A 21,466-nucleotide genomic window follows, 5' to 3' on the forward strand; every position below is an offset into this window, starting at 1 on the left:
CAAAATTATTCTTGAGTAAGTAAGTAATCTACAAGTCTGCCATCCATACCTATATTAGAAGCTTCCTGCGAAATCCTAAGGACTATGTCGACCGCCTCCTCATAGCTGGATGCAATTCCATAAATCAGGACAGGATGCTTGCGATAATATGGCTGTCTCAAAAAAGCACAGTGAATAATATCAAGCTGATCGTTGTCACCCATTGCCCTGGTGACACAGTAAATGTTAAACTGACCGCTACCGGTATATAACTTCCATTTTACCAGAGTCCTCTTTTTAACATTTTTTCCCCAATATAGATTACTGTAAAACTGGCAAAAACCGCCTTTTTTCATTACCGTTTTCCCTCGTAAATGATGAAAATATCAGGTCATGGATCATAAATGTAATTTCATCATATTATCTATGATAACATAAAATCACGACATTCTATCCTATTCAACACCGAAATATGCATCAAAGATTCTTTTTGCGATTGGAACTGCATAACTTCCGCCGCTTCCGGCATCCTCCACGATGATTGTCACACATATTTCCGGATCATCATAAGGAGCAAATCCGGTAAACCAGGCATGAGAATCTGACGTTGATGTATTATATTCTGCAGATCCGGTCTTGCCGGCCGCTGTATAAGAGAGGCCCTTTAATTTACTGGCTGTACCGCTTAGCACAACCTGCTGCATCATTTCAGTCAGAATTCCTGACTCGTCCTGAGACATAAGTCTCTTATAATTCTCGGAAGAAAAACTCTTAACCGATTTACCTGTGTCACTCTTTACAGAGGAAATCATATATGGTTTCATCAGGACGCCCTTATTTGCAATTGCACAAGTGATCATATTCATATGCATAGGCGTAACCGTAGTTGTACCCTGCCCTATTGATAACTGCATTACGTCTTCACTCGATGTTGATGCATCATATACAGCTGAGCTCTTTGAGTATAAACCTGTCAGAGGAAGCTCTGAATTAAATAACAGGTCATCCAGAGTATCATCGAAAGTTGCTCTATCAATACTTACACCCATGTTAGCAAATGATGAGTTACATGACTTGGCAAAAGAGCTGACAAAGTCTACAGATCCGTGATTCTCGCCATGGAAACAGGATATCGTATTGCCGTCATATGTATATTTACCACTGCAACTGAACTTATAGTCTTGGTAGTTATTTGAATGATCCCGCAGATATGCAAGAGCTGTCACAATCTTAAACGTCGATCCAGGCGGATAGAGTCCCTGGGTTGCTCTGTTAAGGAGTTTTGCATCAGGAGACTTATCAGCAATAAGGCTGTCCCATTCCTGTGCTATTGTATTGGGATCATAATCCGGCTTGGATACCATAGCCAGCACTTCACCAGTTTTGGGATTAGTTACAACTATAGCTCCCTTTCTTGCAGAAAGGGCATTAAAAGCCACCTCCTGAAGATTAACATCGAGAGTAGTATAAACGTTATCTCCGGGATACTTGGAGCCTGTCGCATCAAGTGCAACCTTATCCTGCAATTCAATACTGGTATTGATCAGATAATAATTTGCAAGTGACTCAATTCCCGCTTTACCATTGGTAGAATAACCAACAACATGGGCAAATTCTTTGCCATAAGGGTAAACTCTTTGGTCCTTGCCGTCTTCACCTGTCGTCGTATAAGCTAGGACATCTCCATCTCTTGATAGTATCTTGCCCCTGTAGTTCTGTGATAAAAGAATCTGCTGTCTTGTATTATAGCTGTTATTAAGTAAGACCTGCCTGTTACTGTAAGCATAATTACAGATATAGCAAATAAGTACAGCAAACAATAATGTATAAAAAGTACCCAAAACGATTATTGGTTTGGATCTTATTTTCTTTTTCCTTTTAATTTCTGTCCGTCTCGTATCCCTGCTTGCGTCCACGCTTTTTAGCCTCCAACTTTCTGCGTCTTAATTCCCTTGCTTCATAAATTTCTTCCTGTCTGATCATACAGATACCCTCAGCGATCATGATCATGACGATTGTAACAAGCACCGACGTTCCACCATAGCTGACAAGAGGAAGTGTAACTCCTGTAAGAGGAATGAACTTGGCTCCACCACCAATTGTAAGAAACGTCTGGAATATGTACGCTACAGCTGTTCCCGAAATTATCAGTCTGTAGAATTTATCTCTAAGATAATACCCTTCCTGAAGCAGCATAATGAATGTGCTGACACAGATAAGCACCATCAGAACTGCAAATATAAGTCCAAGTTCTTCAGCTATTGCAGAAAAAATAAAGTCCTGCTCAACATATGGAATAGAACGGGGAGAGCCACCATATAATCCCAGTCCAAACCAGCATCCGCTGCTGATTCCAAAAAGAGACTGTGACAACTGATAGCCTGACCTTTCTATGTCACTAAAAGGATCGATAAATGCCTGCACTCTGACCTGAATATGGCCAAAGAGTTTATAGGCAACAACACTTGCAAGCACTCCGGCAGCAAGCCCGATTCCAAGATAACCGATATTTTCTGTAGCAATATAAATAAGCGCCAGATAAATAATAAAGAAAATAAGCGCACTTCCCAGGTCTTTGGATAAAACAAGAATTATCACATGCGCCGCCGATATAACAGAGAGCATAAAAAGATCAAACAAACCTTCTGCCTGGTATAGCGCCGCAGAAAGATAAAACAGGAATACTATCTTGACAACCTCAGATGGCTGAAAGGATATTCCCGATACAGAGAAGCTGATCTTAGAGCCATTAATAGTAGCTCCAAGTATCAGAACTATTCCAATTGCTACAATGCCCACGCCAGCGTAAATCCATGTATATTTCTTTAGAAAATCGAACCTGAATATCAGTTCCGGCACAAAGAATCCGACAATAAAAGAAGCTGTGATAATAAAAAACTGTTTAACCGCCTTATCATAAGACAATCTGGTAAGGATGATCATGCCTATCATCAAAAGCATCACGCAGTTATTGATTATCAGCTTGTTACCGTCCGGATATATCAGATAAAAAAGAGTGATCACAGCCACAAACACTATTATCTGAAAGGCAAAAAAGAATGCATACCTGACCTTCCCCGTTCTTGCCAGTATCTGTATAAAGCAGGCTATCTGTACAGCAAACATACAGATTATCTGTCTGATATATAGCCCCTTTCTCTTTTCCTCATTTTTCCTTGTAAAAGCAAGAAAAGCTTCAAGCGTATACAGGAAAAGAAAAAGAGTGATCACATATTTAGAAATCTCAGTCACATATAATTCCATTAGTCTATTCTACTTCGCGCTTAAAGTGACCTGTTGTATACCCTTTTTGCTCAATAGCTTCAAAAGCTGATTTATCCCCATGCAAAAAGGCCCCAAGAACCAAAGCACTCTCCTCCATACTTTCCGTTGTAAGGTCAATCCTGAAATGATCGAACAACTCTGTATTTCTAATACTGTCTAACTTTTTGTGAAGTGATGTGGGATGTGCATTCCATATCACGTTATAACAATTCCTGCAATTAGTAGTCACAGGAAGAACATTCCCCATTCTATCTATCAGTCTGGTTTCCTCACGATTAAACTGATGAAGTTTGCCGCTGCATTTATCCATCGTCTTCTTGACACATCCGGCGCTTACCATCATAGGTGTTCTGCCGTAAATGTTATAAGTCCTTGGCATCAGTTTTCTAGCATCGAGAGCTTTTGAGAGTTCCTTGGCTTCGTGAATAGTAAGCTCAAGAGGAACAGATATTTCATCAATTCTAAAGCTGCCATCCACGTTATTCAATTCATTCAAAAGCTCCGCCGCATGCTGATTCCATACATAAACGCCATAATCAAGAATAACAGTTCCTCTATAGGAGTGCTCTCTTACAAAACCAAGCTGCTCAAGATTTCTTACCAGAATGCCGGTAAAGCCCTTGGAAGCAGCATTATTGATGATATCAAGTATATCTCCGCACCCATCAAATTCTTCCTGTCTTGTAACAAATGGAAGGGCTACTATAAACTCAGCTGCATTCTCCCCGGCAAAAGACATCACTCTAGCTGCAAGGCCCTCGTCAATACTAAAGAAAAGGTCACTATCTACATATATTCTGAGTTTGGAACCATACTCAGATATAGAGTTAAGAACTGCTTTGAGCTGCGGTCTGGTATTCACAAGAATATGATAATCACCCTTGCGCTCATTTTCTGCATAAATCTGTCTATATTTTTTATCTTTCCTTGGAAGTTCCTCTGATGATCCTGCTACACTAGTCGTAAGATATGCATCCTTGTTATCAAGTTGCCTCTTAGAATGTGCAGATAAGCTCTCAAGCATCTGCTCTGTAAGGAGCCTTCTAAGCTCATTGAGTTCACTTGCAGGAACAAAAATTCCATTTCCATTGCCCTTATCTTCTATGCTGACATTTATGCTCTCAGCATCAAAAGGAGTGTTGCCAAGTCTGTTAAGCTGCTTTATAACAGCGTCTTCATCCATAGGTCTCTTAGACGCAGCCTGGACATCATTACCGGTAACAGTTTCAACAAGATCCTCTCCATCCTTATTGACTGTCATTGTAATAACCGCAGCTTCATCAAGAGTAAGGTAGGCATCAATAGTACATTTTATCTTCTGCTCGCCCTGCAGATATTTATCTCTTACCATAGTAAGAACTTTGTCAGATGTTCCATTATAAGCAGGTGATGAGATTGTCACCATATTTCTTCCATTGTGCTGATGATAATAACCTTCACTAATGCCCGTCCTAAGATACAGTCCCTTGAGAATTTCCATGTCTTCATCAGAAACTCTTATACCTCCGGAAGGATTCTCATAGTACATATCAATATATTTGCGATATAAAGACGTAACTCCGGCTGCATATTCAGGTCTCTTCATCCTGCCTTCTATCTTAAAGGAATCAATTCCTGCTCTGATGAGCTCAGGAATTATGTTAATGGTACACATATCCTTGAGACTAAGCGGATAGGTTTCATCTCCCTTTTTACCCTGTATCTGGTATGGAAGCCTGCATGGCTGAGCACATCTGCCTCTGTTACCGCTGCGCTCACCAACCATGCTGCTAAAAAGACATACGCCGGAATAGCAATAGCACATAGCTCCATGGATGAAAGCTTCAACTTCAACACCGGCTTTTTCTCTGATTGCCTGCATCTCCATAAGGCTAAGTTCTCTTGCGGGTACTACTCTGCAACAGCCCAGCTCTTTGAGAAGTCTTGCTCCATATACGCCTGTAACTGTCTGCTGAGTACTGGCATGAAGCTCAATGTCAGGGAACTCATCTCTTATGAGTCGCATCACTCCATAATCCTGGACAATTACGCCATCAAGCTTATTTTCTGCAAAAGGAAGCATAAAGTCATAAACCTGTCCAATCTCTTTTTCTTTAACCAGAGTATTGACGGTCATATAGATTTTCTTATCATGCAAATGAGCATAAGAGATGGCATCAAGAACCTGCTGAGTATCGAAATTATCAGCATACGCCCTTGCACCAAATTTAGAGCCACCCAGATAAACGGCATCAGCACCCGCATTGAATGCACCTACCATTGTTTCATATCCGCCTGCCGGCGCTAATAATTCTACTCTCTTTAGCATATTACTTCCTCATTTAACATTAAATATAAAACAAAGAGTCACGAAGTGACTCTTTGCGCTAGGATAATCATTTTTTACTTCCTGTTCCCTTTATCTGAGTTTCAAGCTGAATAATCTTCTTTGATGAGTCATCAAGCTTATTCTGAAGATTCTTGCCGTTCTTCTCAGTGTTCTCAAGTTTGATCTGAGTAGCTATAAGCTCATGTTTGAGATCATAGAGTTCTTTTTCTTTCTCGGAAAGCTGCTCTTCCATAAGCTCTATCTGCTTCTTGGACTTAAAATAGTCATCAGCGATATTAAGCTGTAAAAGAACATTCTGAGTATCAATTGGCTGTCTCTTGAACCCATCTATCTTGTTATACTCAGCAATCTTATTATTGATATATGAAGCTACCTTCTGAAGGTATTCCTCACTCTCGTATCCACTTAAGGTAAAAACTTTTCCCCCGATTATTACCTCTGTATCTGTCTTGGACGCCATATGTACTCCCCTCACAATAAAAAATGTGCATTTATATGCGCACTCATCCCTATATTACCAACGCATTAAAGATATTATATATCAGCGCGGGCAGGCATTTCAAGCCCCAAATGATGATATGCTTCCTCAGTAACCACGCGGCCTCTGGGCGTCCTGTTGAGAAATCCGTTCTTGATAAGATAAGGCTCATATACATCTTCTATAGTGCCCGAATCCTCTCCTATCGCAGCAGCAAGAGTATCAAGTCCGACAGGTCCACCGCCAAACTTCCCAATCATTGTCATCAAAAGATTTCTGTCAGTGTGATCAAGGCCCATTTTATCGACATCCATAAGATCAAGCGCTGTGATCGCAATGTCTTCGGTGATCCTGCCATCATATTTAACCTGGGCAAAATCACGAACTCTTTTTAGAATTCTGTTGGCAAGTCTTGGTGTACCACGGCTGCGCCTTGCCATCTCAACAGCACCCTTTTCATCGACTTCAACTCCTAGTACGCCTGCTGACTGCATGATAATTGTCGATAATTCATCTATGTCGTAGTATTCCATCCTGTGGATCATGCCGAATCTGTCGCGGAGAGGTGCAGAGAGCATTCCCGCTCTGGTTGTAGCTCCAATCAGAGTAAAATGTGGAAGGTCAAGCCTTATTGATCTGGCTGTAGGTCCCTTACCAATCATGATATCAATAGCATAATCTTCCATTGCCGGATAAAGGACTTCCTCAACCTGCCTGTTAAGCCTGTGTATCTCATCTACAAACAGGACATCCCCTTCCTGAAGGTTATTAAGGATAGCCGCCATATCTCCGGGTTTCTCTATAGCCGGACCGCTGGTAATCTTGATATTAACACCCATTTCAGCAGCTATAATGCCTGCAAGAGTTGTCTTACCCAGACCCGGCGGGCCGTAAAAGAGAAGATGATCAAGACTGTCTCCCCTCTTCTTGGCAGCCTCAATATAAATCTTGAGACTCTCTTTTATTTTCTTTTGGCCTATATAATTATCCAGACGCTTGGGACGAAGTGATCCCTCTATTCTGGCATCTTCCTGATTAGCCGCTGTATCAATACCTCTTGCGGTTGTATTTATCTTTCTTTTCTCCATGTATAAATCACCCTGTAAGCTTTTCATTGATAAACAAATATTTATAGATTCCTGTTTTTCCTCATAAAACAGGAATCATATTAGACTAGCTCATCGCATAATATTTTACTGCAAGGCTGCAATCAGAACATTTCCTTAAGTGCAAGTTTAAGAAGGATCTCAGTATCTTCTCCAGCTTCCTTGGAAGAAGCAAGAACCTTTCTGACAGCCTTCATGGCATCTGAAGAATTATAGCCAAGAGCCACAAGAGCAGCAACAGCTTCATCTCTGGCACTGTTATCTCCATCCATTGAGCCAATGTCAGCAGCACTGGCACTGGTTCCTCCAAGAAGCTCATCCTCAGAAAGTTTAAGCTTGTCTCTAAGCTCAAGAGTAATTCTCTCCGCAGTCTTCTTGCCAATTCCCGGTGCCTTGGAAAGAGACTTACTGTCACCTGCCAAAATGGCAAACCTAAGGTCATCCGGTGTCATTACTGATAAAATGGCAAGTCCTCCTTTGGGTCCAATACCATTAACTGTTATCAGAAGTTTAAACAAATTAAGTTCATCTCTGGATAGAAATCCGAACAATGTAAATGCGTCCTCTTTGACATTGGTGTAGGTATATAGTTTGACCATTTCTCCAATACCTGGCATTCTATCCATTGTGGATCCTGAAATATTAACGTTATAGCCAATTCCGTTCACATCGATAACGGCATTGCCATCTTCCAGATTCTCGAGAATTCCATTTACGTAAGCGATCACATCAAAAGTCCCCCGACTAAATACTATTTCAAAACTCCTAATCATTTTAACACATTACGCCTTGAAATAGTGAACAGATGTTTCATTTTTAATCTGGTTCTAACACAAAAAGAGACCGGAACTTACATAAAACGTAAATTCCAGTCTATTATCTCTTCTAAACAATCATCTTGATCAGATTATTTGATTTCGTGTATCCATCCCTCAGGTGCTGGAACTGTACCCATCTGAATACCTGTAAGAGTATCATAGAGTTTCTTCATTACAGGTCCCATATCATCCATTCCACTTGCAAAGCATATTTCCTTGCCGTGATCATTTATCTTTCCTACAGGGCTGATAACAGCAGCAGTTCCGCAGAGACCCATTTCTACAAATTCCGGTACTTCTGAAAGTTTAACAGGTCTCTCCTCAACCTTCATGCCAAGGATTTCTCTTGCAACATAAACGATCGATCTTCTGGTAATAGAAGGAAGGATTGAATCTGTGTGTGACTGAGGTACAACAAGCCCTCCGTCCTTGGTAACAAATATGATATTTGCTCCGCCAGTCTCTTCGATGTATGTACGAGACTCAGCATCAAGGTATACATTCTCAGCAAAGCCTTCTTCATGAGCAGTAACAATAGCATGAAGACTCATCGCATAGTTAAGACCTGCTTTGATATTGCCTGTTCCGTGAGGAGCAGCTCTGTCAAAATCAGATATCTTAACTACTATAGGCTTAGCGCCGCCTTTAAAGTAAGGTCCAACAGGTGTTACAAAAATCCTGAACTGATATTCATCAGCTGGCTTAACACCGATAACATTGCCTGTTGCAAACATAACTGGTCTTACATAAAGAGTAGCACCGCTTCCGTATGGAGGAACCCAATCCTTATTGGCAGCAACAACTTCCTCAACAGCCTTGATAAATCTATCTTCAGGAAAAGGAGGCATCTCAAGTCTGTTGGCTGAATCAACCATTCTCTTGGCATTGAGATCAGGTCTGAATGTAACAATTCTGCCATCCTCTGTTTCATAAGCCTTTAATCCTTCAAAGCATTCCTGCGCATAGTGAAGAACACCCGCATCCTCACTAATTGTTATCATCGAATTCTCTGTAAGTGTTCCATCATCCCACTTACCATCCTTGTAATTAGAAACATAGCGCTTGTCTGCAACCATGTAGCTAAAACCAATATTGGCCCAGTCCAAATTCTTTTTACTCATCTTCCAATCCCCTTCCAAAACATGGATATGAATCATCCAGATTTTTATTCATACTTTCTTGAATTATACATCCAAGATGTCACACTTTAATGCGTTGATGTACTAATATTTTTTAATTATATACCTTTATGTATCTACGTCAAGCAAAAAATATGCAGCAATTTTTCAAGAACAAACCGTTAAACGCTAAAGAAATACATCGCAATTTACTTCTTGGTATCATTTGATTTCTTATTGTTTTTCTTCACATTAAGATTAAAATGAAACAGCTTTTTAAACGCAGAGGTATTCTTTCTGGCATTGTGCTTGGTATTATTCTTGTCACTAAGAAGCTTGTACTCTCCATTTTCTATGTAGGCCAGATCAGTATATTCGTTAGTCTGAACAGAGAGTCCCCGCCTGGTCAAAAGAACATTTGTAATTCTTGAAACAAGCGCATAGAATACAGCAAAAATCGGGACTCCGACAAGCCATCCAACAACTCCCCACAATCCACCAAATAAAGTAATTGCGAAAATAACCCAAAAGCTTGAAAGTCCGGTGGAGTTTCCAAGGATAGTAGGTCCAAGGATATTGCCGTCAAACTGCTGCAGGACAATTACAAAAATAAGGAATACCAATGCTTTCACAGGGCTTATCAGCACAAGGATAAGAGCTCCCATTCCGCCTCCGATATATGGACCAAAAAATGGGATAATATTGGTCACTCCTACAATAACTGAAATCAGCACAGGATATGGTATCTTGAGCATCATGCAGCCTATATAACAAATAACTCCTATTATAAGAGAATCGACAAGTTTGCCGCCTATAAAGCCCTGAAAAGTATAGTTCACAAATCTAAAGCCACTTATCAGTTCGTTAGCAGCATCTTCTTTGAGGACAGCGTAAGCCATCTTTTTGCCTCTTGTAGTAAAACGTTCCTTGGAATTAAGTACGTATATAGCAACAATAAAGCCAACTACAAGGTCAAAGACAATCTTGATACCTGAAATAAAGCTTCTGGAAGCATATCTCACGATAGTGTTGACGTTTCCCGGAAGAAGCGGAAGGAGTTTCTGGGTCAGGTAGCTGCTAAGAGTCTCGTAGTAGTTATCAAGCTGTGAATCAATTATCTGCTGAAGTTCAGGATTATTAGCCAAAAATAAATTAGAATAATCATCAACATTTTTGATATATATTGGCAGATTATTAGCGATTTCACGTATGCTGCTCACAAGCTGAGGAATAATGACCCTAAATAGGCTATAAGCCATAAAAAGAAAAATAGCCATCGTTATAAGAATAGAAATCTTACGCATCTGAGATCTCTTTTTCTTATCTGCACTTATTGCCATGGAAACATCAATTCCACGCTTTTTATAAATAGGAATAAGAATACGGTGTTCTATTCCTTCCATAAGCGGAATCAGGATAAAGGCAAGGACAATTCCTATAATGATTCCTGATAAAGAATCAACTATATTACCAAGATTTTTGGCTATCGTTTTACCATCAAAAATTACATAGTAAGCCAGCATGAGGCATACACACATAACAAAAATGGTAATTCCCCAGGTTACTTGGTTTTTCTCAGGCTTCATCTTCATAACAGTTCCCCCAAACAAAAATATATAAACGTATTATTCTTTATCCTCAAGAAGGCCTTCAAGAACATATACAAGGCTGTCCATATACTCATTCTCAATATCTTCAGCCTTACCGGCATCACAAAGCCCTGCCACAGCTGGATCAAGCGGGATTCTGCCAAGAATATCAAGACCTTTGGAAGCAGCATATTTCTCTATTCCGCTCTCGCCAAAAATATTAATAGGTTCACCGCAGTGAGGACACTTCATATAGCTCATGTTCTCAACTACGCCGAGCACAGGTATATTCATCATATTAGCCATATTGATAGCCTTTTCTACGATCATCTCAACCAGTTCCTGTGGTGTAGAAACTACAATAATTCCATCAACAGGCAGTGACTGGAATACTGTAAGCGGTACATCACCTGTTCCCGGAGGCATATCTACAAACATAAAATCAACATCTCCCCAGTTAACATCTGACCAAAACTGCTTAACAATGCCTGCAATAACAGGGCCTCTCCATACTACAGGATCTGTTTCATTTTCCATGAGCATATTAAGAGACATGATCTTAATACCACCCTCAGAACTTGCAGGAATCAGAAGCTGATTTTCATCAGCATAATTTGCCTTACCGATACCAAACATTTTAGGTATTGAAGGGCCTGTAATATCAGCATCCATAATAGCTGTCTTATATCCCTTTTTGTTCATAGCACTGGCAGAAAGACCTGTTACAAGGCTCTTTCCTACACCGCCTTTACCACTGACAATTCCAATTACTTTTTTAACATGAGAAAACTCAGATGGCGCAACTTTAAAGTTCTCCTCCATCTGCTTTTTAAAATCTTCCGGTTTCTTTCCGTGTCCATTTGCCATTTTTATTATTTCCTACCTTTATATTATGTTTTTGTGCAAACGCACATAAAGAGCACAAGTAATTACCTGTGCTCGTTATCTTTAAATACAGCCTCATCCTGTTCATCAGCTATATAAGATTCAATTATAAATCTAGGTCTGTTCTTGGTCTCAAGATAGATCTTACCGACGTACTCGCCGATAACTCCAAGAGAAATCATCATAAGGCCGCCAATAGCCCATACAGAGATCACCGTAGTTGTCCATCCTGTAATGGTATGGCCTGTAAAATATCTCACCAGACTATATATCAGAACCGCTATGCTCACGAAGAATATGAATATACCAAGTCCTGTTATCATCTTGATTGGTTTGGTACTAAGGCTTGTTATGCCCTCTACCGCAAAGCTCAGCATCTTCTTGAGAGGATATTTACTCTCTCCGGCAAAACGCTCTGCCCTTTCATAATAGACAATCTCTGTATTGTAGCCTACCATCGGTACAATACCCCTGAGGAAAAGATTAACCTCCCCAAACTCTGCAAGTCCTAAAAGAGCGCGCCTACTCATAAGTCTGAAGTCAGCGTGATTATAAACAGTCTTGGCGCCTAGCGCATTAACCAATTTATAGTAGCTCTCTGCTGTAAACCTCTTAAAGAAAGTATCTGTAGCTCTCTTGGAGCGAACACCATATACAACATCCGCACCCTCAAGAAATTTATCTACCATTTCATCAATAGCATTAATGTCATCCTGAAGATCAGCATCCATTGATATTGCTGCATCACAAACATCCTTTGCTGTTAAAAGCCCAGCCAGAAGCGCATTCTGATGTCCCATGTTTTTGGATAAATTGATACCCTGAAAAAGAGGATTCTCTTCGTGCAACCTTTGAATCATCTTCCAGGTATTATCCTTGGATCCATCATTTACAAAAACGACTCTGCTATCCTCTGAAATCTTACCCTTTCTGATGAGAGTCTCCATTTTCTCTTGGAGCCTCTTAGACGTCTCAGGCAAGACTTCCTGCTCATTGTAGCAGGGAATAACGCAGAACAACCTGTTCATTTATAAATATCCTCCCAAAATTAATCCTTAGCATTAATATAATTGATTAAGCCTTCAGAATCAATTATCTTCTGCATGAAAGGAGGAAACGCCTGTCCCTGGAAGCTCTTCCCGGTTGTTTCATCAGTAATTATGCCACTGTCAAAATCAATACTGACTACATCTCCTGCCTTGATAGCATCTGCAGCCTCTTCACATTCAATTATAGGAAGTCCTATATTGATACTGTTCCTGTAAAAGATTCTTGCAAAACTCCTTGCGATAACGCAGCTGACACCACTGGCCTTGATTGCTATAGGTGCATGTTCTCTGGATGAACCGCATCCAAAGTTTTTATCTGCAACAATAATGTCCCCTGCCTTAACTTTTTTAGCAAAGTCTTTGTCTATATCCTCCATGCAATGAGCAGCAAGCTCACCTGCATCTGTGCTGTTGAGATATCTGGCAGGAATGATAACATCTGTATCTACATTGTCCCCATATCTAAAAACTGTTCCTTTAGCAGCTTTCATACATTTATTCTCACTTTAAAATCTTCATCAGTTACCTGTCTGATCCATTATTTTTTACAAGCCCAACTCTGAAGGCTGTGAAATCTTGCCGGTTGCAGCACTTGCAGCAGCAACAGCCGGAGATGCAAGATAGATTTCAGAATCTATAGCACCCATTCTGCCTACAAAGTTTCTGTTCGTAGTAGATACGCATCTCTCCCCGGAAGCAAGAACTCCCATATAACCGCCAAGGCAAGGTCCGCATGTAGGTGTGGAAACAATAGCTCCGGCTTCAATAAATGTCTTAATAAGTCCTTCTTCCATAGCCTGAAGATAAATCTTCTGAGTAGCAGGAATTACGATGCATCTAACTCCATCGGCAACGCGGTGATCTGTAAGAACCTCCGCAGCAATTCTGAGATCGTCGATTCTTCCGTTAGTACAGGATCCGATCACAACCTGATCGATCTTAATATCTTCTATATCATCAAAAGTATGAGTATTCTCAGGAAGATGTGGAAATGCAACTGTTGGAGTAAGAGCACTAAGATCAATAGTATACTCCTCATCATACTCAGCATTCTCATCAGCCTCATAAACAGTAAACTGCCTATTAGGGGCATGCTCTTTCATGTATGTCATAGCGATATCATCTACAGGGAAAATGCCATTTTTGCCACCTGCTTCTATAGCCATATTAGCAATAGTGAATCTATCATCCATAGAAAGGTTTTTGATGCCTTCTCCAACAAATTCCATAGACTTATAAAGAGCTCCGTCAACTCCAATCAGTCCAATAATATGAAGGATAACGTCTTTCCCACTTACCCACTTAGATGGCTTGCCAATAATATTGAACTTTATAGCTGAAGGAACCTTGAACCAGGCCTTACCGGTAGCCATTCCTGCAGCCATATCAGTTGAACCGATTCCAGTAGAAAAAGCTCCAAGTGCGCCATAAGTACAGGTATGAGAATCCGCGCCAATTATCAGATCTCCTGCAACAGTAAGCCCCTGCTCCGGTAAAAGAGCATGCTCAATTCCCATCTTACCTACTTCAAAATAATTGGTTATCTTGTTCTTGATTGCAAATTCTCTTACACATTTGCAGTTTTCGGCAGACTTAATATCCTTATTAGGAACGAAATGATCCGGAACAAGCGCAATCTTGTCTTTGTCAAAAACTCCTTCTTTGGTAAATTTCTGTAACTCCTTGATAGCTACCGGACTGGTGATATCATTCCCCAACACCAGATCAAGATCAGCCTCGATAAGCTGTCCGGCATGCACTTCTGTAAGCCCTGCGTGGGCTGCCAGAATCTTTTGGCTCATGGTCATCTTGCTCATACACTTATGTCTCCTTAATTTATATCAAAATAACTATTGCAAATATAACATAGACACAAAATTAAAAACACATAACAAATTTAATCGTTTTTCTTGATGTTTTTTAACACAAGAATATAACCTGCTAAAAGAAGTATTCCGGCAATGCTCAAAGCCAATCCGGATCTAAAGCCTTCAGGAGTATATGTAACTCTGATCTCGTGGCTGCCTCCGGAAACAGGAATAGCCATTAGTCCGTAATCAGCCTTAATTATCGGTGTATCTACTCCATCTACTGTGCAGCTAAAGCCCTCAGTGAAAGGAACTGAGAAAAAGACAAGTGTGTTGTCTTTAAGCATTGCTGTCCTGGCGGTAAAGCCATATGTATCAGTTGTAAATTCTGTACATGAAGTCTGGGCTCTCTTTGTACACTCATCTGTAAATTCAAGATAAGATATAGGATTCTCTGAGATTTCCTCCGCTGTCATCTCAGTCATTATGAGTTTGTCACCATACTCATCAGCCACATCATCCGGAAGTATCAAAACCCTTGTCAGATCAAGGTCATGTTCCTTGGCCTCAAGATCTTCCCATTCAGATTCAGTGATGTAGTAGTCAAAAGTAAATCCCATCGGAATAAAGTTAAGATTTTCAAATACATCAAAGCCATTCTCATTTTTTAAATAAAAATAGCCATCTGTTCCCTCACCATTGTGGAATACCCTGTTCTTGCTGATCTCAGCATTTTCAAAATAATACTTGCCTGAAAGAATGGCTCTTGCGCCGCTTCTTTCCACCGGAAGATTTGTTTCTACAGTCCTTGTTATGCCACAGCTTCCATAGAGAAAATCAAAGATTTCTGAAGGAACCGTACTAAGGAAGCAGTGAATTGAAGGTATTCCCCAAACCATATCATAATTCGTCGATGTGCTATCTACCTCGCCTCTGCAGAAATCACTCTGATCAACCTCTACCTTGTTAAAGAGCATCTGCGTCTGCCACATTGTCTTGCCCCTGTCGCTGATTATTCCGCTGCCATTCTTAAGCGGAATAAATGTAGAAATTATGCAGCTCACAACGACTGCCCACAGAATAATCTGATCTCTGATTCCGGTTACAAATCTTCGTTCATTTCCGTTTTCAGATGTTTTTCTGAAATTCTTAGGGATCACAAAAGCAATCACAAGGAGCATCAGGCATAAAATAGCTGTTCCAAGAACATCTCGCAAAAAGATAGTCTTATTCTCTGTCATGTTGAACATGACCATTTCGCCATCATCATTCTTGGAAGGCAGGAAATACACTCCAAGGAAAAAGAGAAACATAAGCACTGCAGCTACTGCTCCCTTTTTTAGCTGTGGAGACTTCCCTCTTTCTACAACCTGCGCCGTCATAAGGCACATGATAAGAATAGGCATATAATACCATCTGGCATAGTAAGCTGAATTAAACATAGAAAAGGCCGCATTAAGAACAGGCATAAATGCTGTAACAAAACAGATTATCAGCATTGTCTTTTCCCAGTTTTTCTTTTTCCTATTGAGAAGGAAATATGCTATTACTCCGGACATGCCAAACATAGGAATGTAAGCTGCAAGTGACGCATTCTTGACGGTTCCTGTGTAAAAAAGTGTCCCCTTACCAATGATGTCAGGAAGCATTGAAACGCTCTTAACAATATCCCATAGCAGTTTCTCACTTGGGTAGATCAGCATGTTATAGCCATTTATGTAGTTATCAAGTCTTGTGTTCCCCTTGATTCCGGCATATGCCTGTAAAAGGAAAAATGCAGCAATCATTATTCCCAAAACGCCGCCAAAGAGAGCTTTATTAAACATGACAAATGTACTAAGAAGCTTGTTATTTCTGGCATATCTGACCACAAAATAAATCAAAAGGAAGACAACCTGCCCAAAAAAGAAATAATAGTTAACTGTTGCCATAAACGCAGTCATAAGGGCAAAGGCTACAAACTTAGAGCCGGAATATCTATACCTTGCCTCCTCCTGATCATCAACTGCCATTAAATTCTCAAAGGTCAAAAGATATAATGGGAAAAATGCCACAGAATCGGTAAAGTGGTTAAATACGATATTGCAGGCATTGAAGCCGGAAAAAGCATACAAATAACCGCCAACCATTGCATAGCTGTATTTATGTACATATCTTCTGATATAAAGATAAGCGCAGGTTGCTGCGCAGGCATACTTAAGCGCCATAAGAAATGGCATAAGATAAGGGATCATGCTCTCATCAAACAGCATAGTGATCCAAAAGAAAGGGCTTCCCCACAGATAAAAAGCAAAATCCCCGGCCATTGTACCGCCAAGGTCTATATTCCAGTTCCAAAAGAAATCACCATTTTCAACAGCTCTATGAGCCGCAATATAGAATGGAATCTGCTGAACGTTATAGTCTCCGTAGTAAAAAAACGGAAGGCCCCTACCTATAAAAATTGGCAGAGCCGATATCACATACATCAAAAACGCACTAAAAAATACGATTACCGGTACATACCATTTCTTTTCATTGGTCATATAATTAACTTTTGTCTCAGACATTTTCTCTTTTTCCCTGTATATATTAATAAATTTGGCTCAAAAAAGGCATGATTCCAGCCTGTATACATGAGCACACACTTAATAACATGATATATCTATTAAGTTTTAAGTGCAATTTATAAATCAACCAAAAACTAGGCGTCTGACGGCATAATATTTGATTTTTCACATAAAGGAACATTGCTGAAAATTTAATCGCACAAAAGAAAGCTCTGTTTTCAGCTCATTTTTATCCTTATACGCAAAAACCTCCCTGCGGAGAGGCCCGCAAGGAGGTTACCAATAAATAAAGGGATTATAAACACAATTTCATTAGTTGTTGATGAGCTTGTCTGACTCATTGTTCCAGCTATAGAGCTTTCTGATTTCCTCACCAATCTTCTCTGATGGATGCTCAGCATGAAGCTTACGCATAGCCTGGAAATGAACCTGTCCGCCGGCTTCTGACATATCAAGAAGGAATTCCTTGGCAAATGTTCCATCCTGAATATCAGCAAGAATCTTCTTCATAGTCTTCTTGGTCTCATCTGTGATGAGCTTAGGACCTGTTACATAATCGCCATACTCAGCTGTATTGGAAATAGAATATCTCATTCCGGCAAAGCCTGACTGATAGATGAGGTCTACGATGAGCTTCATCTCATGAACGCACTCAAAGTATGCATTTCTTGGATCATATCCAGCCTCAACAAGTGTATCAAAACCAGCCTGCATAAGAGCACATACACCACCACAAAGAACAGCCTGCTCACCAAAGAGGTCAGTTTCTGTCTCTGTTCTGAATGTTGTCTCCAAAAGACCCGCTCTTGCGCCACCAATACCTGCGCCATAAGCAAGTGCAAGGTCAAGAGCCTTACCTGTAGCATCCTGTTCAACAGCTACAAGACAAGGAGTTCCCTTACCAGCCTGGTACTCAGAACGAACTGTATGTCCGGGAGCCTTAGGAGCGATCATTGCTACGTCAACATCCTTAGGAGCCTTGATGAGTCCGAAGTGTACATTAAAGCCGTGTGCAAACATAAGCATATTACCAGGCTGAAGGTTTGGCTCGATATCCTCTTTGTACATCTTGGCCTGCTTCTCATCATTGATAAGGATCATGATGATATCTGCCATCTTGGCAGCCTCTGCTGTGTTATATACCTTAAGTCCCTGAGCCTCGGCCTTAGCCTTGCTCTTAGAGCCCTCATAAAGTCCTATAATAACATTACATCCTGAATCCTTTAAGTTAAGGGCATGTGCATGTCCCTGTGAACCATAGCCAATAATTGCAATTGTCTTACCCTCAAGAAGTGAAAGGTTACAATCTTCCTGGTAAAAAATACGTGCATCCTGTGACATTTGTTATTCCTCCATTTTCTAATCTAGTGTTACTCCTCATAAATGTAAAAGAGCTATTAGTAACTCCTACATTCTCTTATAAAATGGCTCTTGGCCAGATTATTCATCCAAATAGATAATATTGTCAGTTCCTCTTCCAAGGCCTGCTATACCGGTTCTTGCAAGCTCCAGTATTTCTCTTCCCTCAAGAAGTCTTAGAAAAGCATCAATCTTGGACTGGTTACCTGTAATCTCAATAATAAGTGAATCCGGGCTGACATCAACTATGTTGCCCCTGAATATATTGGCTGTAGCAAGAATACTCTGCCTGTCATCTGCAGCAGCTCTTACCTTGACCATGGCAAGTTCTCTGTAAACACTCTCCTCAGGAATAAGCTCATGAATGTCTCTGACATCGACAAGCTTGGATACCTGTTTCTCAATCTGATCCAGGATCACATCATCACCTGAAGCAACAATAGTAATTCTAGTAAATCTCGGATCAGCCGTTACCCCCGCTGTAATACTCTCAATGTTATATCCTCTTCTGGAAAACAGACCAGAGATTCTGGAAAGAACACCTGAAGTATTATCAACCAGAAGCTGAAATACTTTTTTCTGCATCTTTGCTCTCCTTTGAGCCAGTCCAAACTCAGTTGTGGTCTGATACCTTTAGTGCTTTAAAGTGTCAGATTTTATTGCTATGACTCGCTGAATTTTGAACTATTATTTTGATTATTAGTTGCTGTATTTAAACTAATTAAATCAAATTATACCACTTGAAAGCACCATGTCAACCATAAATTCTTTTAGACTTTAAACTCGCATTATTTTACAGTACTAAAGTATACATAAAAATAAACAAAGCCTCCTTTTACGGTTATCCCGTAAAGGAGGCTCATTAATTGTTGAATTCATTTAACTGCTCTGACCTTGTCTATTACATTCTGTGCTGCAGCAAGGTTTAGAAGAGCAACCATAAAAAAGTTATCCTTGGATATATTCTCTCCTGTCGGTTCGCTTTTTTCTTTCCAGGAATCGATAGCATCAAAGTCCAGATATTTTGCCCATCTTGTTCGGTCAAGTTTATCAACCACAGCATTTTTTTCTTTTTTAAACTCTTCAAACCAGTCTGGGTCAGGCTTCACATTACGATGACTATTCTCAAGCTTATATCTTACCCTGTACAGAGAATCAGGCATGATATCTTTAAATGCTTCCCTGAAAATATATCTGTTTTTGCGTCCACGAAGATACTGATACCTTGGTATAGAAACCGCATAGTCAATCACTCTGTAATCAAGGTATGGAACGATATACCTCATTTTACTGTATGCTCCAAGAAGAGCTATATTATCAAGTCTATTCCTGCTTCCACCATTTCTTACATATTCGATAGGATCATAAGCAAATAGCATTTCTCGACAATCGGTTTTATAGGAACTCTCAAAAGAATCTTTCAAAACTCCATCCGCTTTTATAGGTGAACTATAATGGTTTTTCAAAGAATCTCTTTCCACAGTAAGATTTTTCCAACACTTTTTTAAAGTTCTGCCAATTCTATTATTAAAGCCATTTGTTGTAGAGAACATATATCTAAAATAATGATAAAACTCATGATAATGAAACATCTCATAAGGATTAGGTCTATGGCTCACTCCTTCATCGCCGCCATGACCTGTGAAAACAACTTTTGCCCCAAGGCGACTAAGATCTTCAGATGTTTGAGTCACTTTTAAAGAATTAATAAATGCCGGCAATGCATATCTTATGTGCGGAAGCTCTTCTATATCTATCTTTATTCCAGTTTCCTTAGTGATGCCATATATTTTCGCTTTTTCTTTCATATCGAGTTCACCATAATGGCATTCTATATGTTCCTGCTGGCAAATGTCATTTATTACTAGTCTCTCATCATCCTTGGCATATTCAAGCTCTTCAGGAGATTGTGACCAGGAATAGTACTTGCATTCTCTTCCAAAGCGATTAATAAGAATTGATATAACTCCAGAATCCAGGCCTCCTGACAGCTCAGCTCCAACAATCCCAGATACAGCATCAAGTCTTCTCTTTATAGAATCCTCAATAAGTTCCCTAAGCTTTTTCTGATAAGCTTCATCTGATGATAGCCTTATTTTCTTTTTTCCAACACTCCAATATACATGTTCAGTTTTTGTCATCTCATTTTTAGAGAAAGAAAAAGTCAGAAAGCTTCCAGGTCTGACGCATGAAATATTCTGATATTCCGTTGAAACCATATCAGAAATAACCATTCCTCTAGTAGTCCTGTAAATCCAATTCTCACTAATACTGCAATCCACCTCTGGAACAGCAATTATTCCTCTTATATCTGTTGAGAATACTAAAAAAGATTCATTGCAGGAATAATATAATGGGCGTATTCCCATGTGGTCTCTAAATAAAGTTATCGTTTTATTGTCTGCATCAAATACTGCTCCGGAAAAATCTCCATTTACTTCCAAAAGAGCTTTGTATCCGTATTTCTGTATATATGTAAATAACAGTTCTTCATCAGAAACTGTATCCGTGATTTCCTCGCCCAGCTTATCAAAGATTTCATCCCTGTTATACAAAACAGCATCAATAACAGCATATTTTCCACTATCTTCTAACACTATTTTATTGACAGGAAGATTATCATTTAGTCTTTCTATATAAGCACCAATACCACAATTATCCCATTGCCAAATATCGTTTTTATCACCATAGGCTTTATTCCATATAGAAAGATTTTCCATAGTTTTTTTTGAAAGAATGTTTTCTTTATTATGATTTATAAAAAAACCAAAAATACTACTCATGTATACCTCACAGAGAAAAATAAGTCATACAAAAAGCCTTGTCAGGCAAGCCTGACAAGGCTCTAAATACTTCATATTATGAAAGCTGATCAACATGTTCTGGTGTCTCTGGAACAGGTGTTGGTATTGGTGTTACTGGGGTCGGATCACACTTCTTCTGACTATCATTAGATATAAACCAAAACTCACATTCACAGTCTAAAAGTCCATTAGCTGTCTCATTCATATCAAGTGCAGTAATTTCAGGTACATTCCATTTCTTCATAATTCAAATATCCTCCAAAACTTTTTCATATTTATTATAGACTCGATTATACATAAAGGATTAATT

18 protein-coding genes are annotated in these 21,466 nt (G+C 39.7%); all 18 read right to left on the bottom strand.

Going from position 1 to position 21,466, the window contains the following annotated elements; translation table 11 throughout:
• Positions 1–5 precede the first annotated feature (5 nt).
• Complete coding sequence (locus tag BPR_RS08350; RefSeq protein WP_013281034.1) at positions 6–335, bottom strand: hypothetical protein; 330 nt, start codon at positions 333–335, stop codon at positions 6–8.
• Between the two features lie 99 nt (positions 336–434).
• Positions 435–1,895 (bottom strand): peptidoglycan D,D-transpeptidase FtsI family protein, encoded by a 1,461-nt coding sequence (locus BPR_RS08355; protein WP_013281035.1) that lies wholly within the window; start codon positions 1,893–1,895, stop codon positions 435–437.
• Positions 1,858–3,243: an FtsW/RodA/SpoVE family cell cycle protein gene (locus tag BPR_RS08360; RefSeq protein WP_013281036.1), complete on the bottom strand. Its 1,386-nt coding sequence runs from the start codon at positions 3,241–3,243 to the stop codon at positions 1,858–1,860. Before BPR_RS08360 ends, BPR_RS08355 begins: the two co-directional genes overlap by 38 nt.
• Positions 3,244–3,247: 4 nt before the next feature.
• Entirely contained in the window at positions 3,248–5,572 is a 2,325-nt protein-coding gene (locus BPR_RS08365; protein WP_013281037.1) for a U32 family peptidase, read from the bottom strand.
• A gap of 67 nt (positions 5,573–5,639) precedes the next feature.
• On the bottom strand, positions 5,640–6,053 hold the full coding sequence (gene zapA, locus BPR_RS08370; RefSeq protein WP_013281038.1) for a cell division protein ZapA: 414 nt from the start codon (positions 6,051–6,053) through the stop codon (positions 5,640–5,642).
• Positions 6,054–6,127: 74 nt separating this feature from the next.
• Positions 6,128–7,159, bottom strand: a complete 1,032-nt coding sequence (gene ruvB, locus BPR_RS08375; RefSeq protein WP_013281039.1) for a Holliday junction branch migration DNA helicase RuvB — start codon at positions 7,157–7,159, stop codon at positions 6,128–6,130.
• Between the two features lie 122 nt (positions 7,160–7,281).
• A complete protein-coding gene (gene ruvA, locus BPR_RS08380) occupies positions 7,282–7,905 on the bottom strand; it encodes a Holliday junction branch migration protein RuvA (RefSeq protein ID WP_013281040.1) in 624 nt (207 codons plus the stop codon).
• Positions 7,906–8,084: 179 nt separating this feature from the next.
• The gene (locus tag BPR_RS08385; RefSeq protein ID WP_042256790.1) at positions 8,085–9,116 is read right to left on the bottom strand and encodes a branched-chain amino acid aminotransferase; all 1,032 of its coding nucleotides are present in this window, start codon (positions 9,114–9,116) and stop codon (positions 8,085–8,087) included.
• 206 nt (positions 9,117–9,322) lie between these two features.
• Positions 9,323–10,705 carry an AI-2E family transporter gene (locus BPR_RS08390; protein ID WP_013281042.1) on the bottom strand — a complete coding sequence of 461 codons (1,383 nt, stop codon included), beginning with the start codon at positions 10,703–10,705 and terminating at the stop codon, positions 9,323–9,325.
• 33 nt (positions 10,706–10,738) lie between these two features.
• On the bottom strand, positions 10,739–11,569 hold the full coding sequence (locus BPR_RS08395; RefSeq protein ID WP_013281043.1) for an Mrp/NBP35 family ATP-binding protein: 831 nt from the start codon (positions 11,567–11,569) through the stop codon (positions 10,739–10,741).
• Between the two features lie 62 nt (positions 11,570–11,631).
• Positions 11,632–12,615 (bottom strand): glycosyltransferase family 2 protein, encoded by a 984-nt coding sequence (locus BPR_RS08400; RefSeq protein WP_013281044.1) that lies wholly within the window; start codon positions 12,613–12,615, stop codon positions 11,632–11,634.
• A 20-nt stretch (positions 12,616–12,635) separates the two neighbouring features.
• The gene (leuD, locus tag BPR_RS08405; protein ID WP_013281045.1) at positions 12,636–13,127 is read right to left on the bottom strand and encodes a 3-isopropylmalate dehydratase small subunit; all 492 of its coding nucleotides are present in this window, start codon (positions 13,125–13,127) and stop codon (positions 12,636–12,638) included.
• A 54-nt stretch (positions 13,128–13,181) separates the two neighbouring features.
• On the bottom strand, positions 13,182–14,453 hold the full coding sequence (gene leuC, locus BPR_RS08410; protein ID WP_013281046.1) for a 3-isopropylmalate dehydratase large subunit: 1,272 nt from the start codon (positions 14,451–14,453) through the stop codon (positions 13,182–13,184).
• Positions 14,454–14,533: 80 nt separating this feature from the next.
• Positions 14,534–16,993, bottom strand: a complete 2,460-nt coding sequence (locus BPR_RS08415; protein WP_013281047.1) for a YfhO family protein — start codon at positions 16,991–16,993, stop codon at positions 14,534–14,536.
• A gap of 312 nt (positions 16,994–17,305) precedes the next feature.
• Positions 17,306–18,334 (bottom strand): ketol-acid reductoisomerase, encoded by a 1,029-nt coding sequence (gene ilvC, locus BPR_RS08420; RefSeq protein ID WP_013281048.1) that lies wholly within the window; start codon positions 18,332–18,334, stop codon positions 17,306–17,308.
• A 99-nt stretch (positions 18,335–18,433) separates the two neighbouring features.
• Positions 18,434–18,937 carry an acetolactate synthase small subunit gene (gene ilvN, locus BPR_RS08425; RefSeq protein WP_013281049.1) on the bottom strand — a complete coding sequence of 168 codons (504 nt, stop codon included), beginning with the start codon at positions 18,935–18,937 and terminating at the stop codon, positions 18,434–18,436.
• Between the two features lie 290 nt (positions 18,938–19,227).
• On the bottom strand, positions 19,228–21,072 hold the full coding sequence (locus BPR_RS08430) for an asparagine synthase-related protein (protein ID WP_207636468.1): 1,845 nt from the start codon (positions 21,070–21,072) through the stop codon (positions 19,228–19,230).
• Positions 21,073–21,211: 139 nt separating this feature from the next.
• Positions 21,212–21,400, bottom strand: coding sequence for a hypothetical protein (locus tag BPR_RS08435; RefSeq protein WP_013281051.1), 189 nt, complete (start codon positions 21,398–21,400; stop codon positions 21,212–21,214).
• Positions 21,401–21,466 lie beyond the last annotated feature (66 nt).

It is taken from the genome of Butyrivibrio proteoclasticus B316, from assembly GCF_000145035.1.
GTDB classification, from domain to species: domain Bacteria; phylum Bacillota; class Clostridia; order Lachnospirales; family Lachnospiraceae; genus Butyrivibrio; species Butyrivibrio proteoclasticus.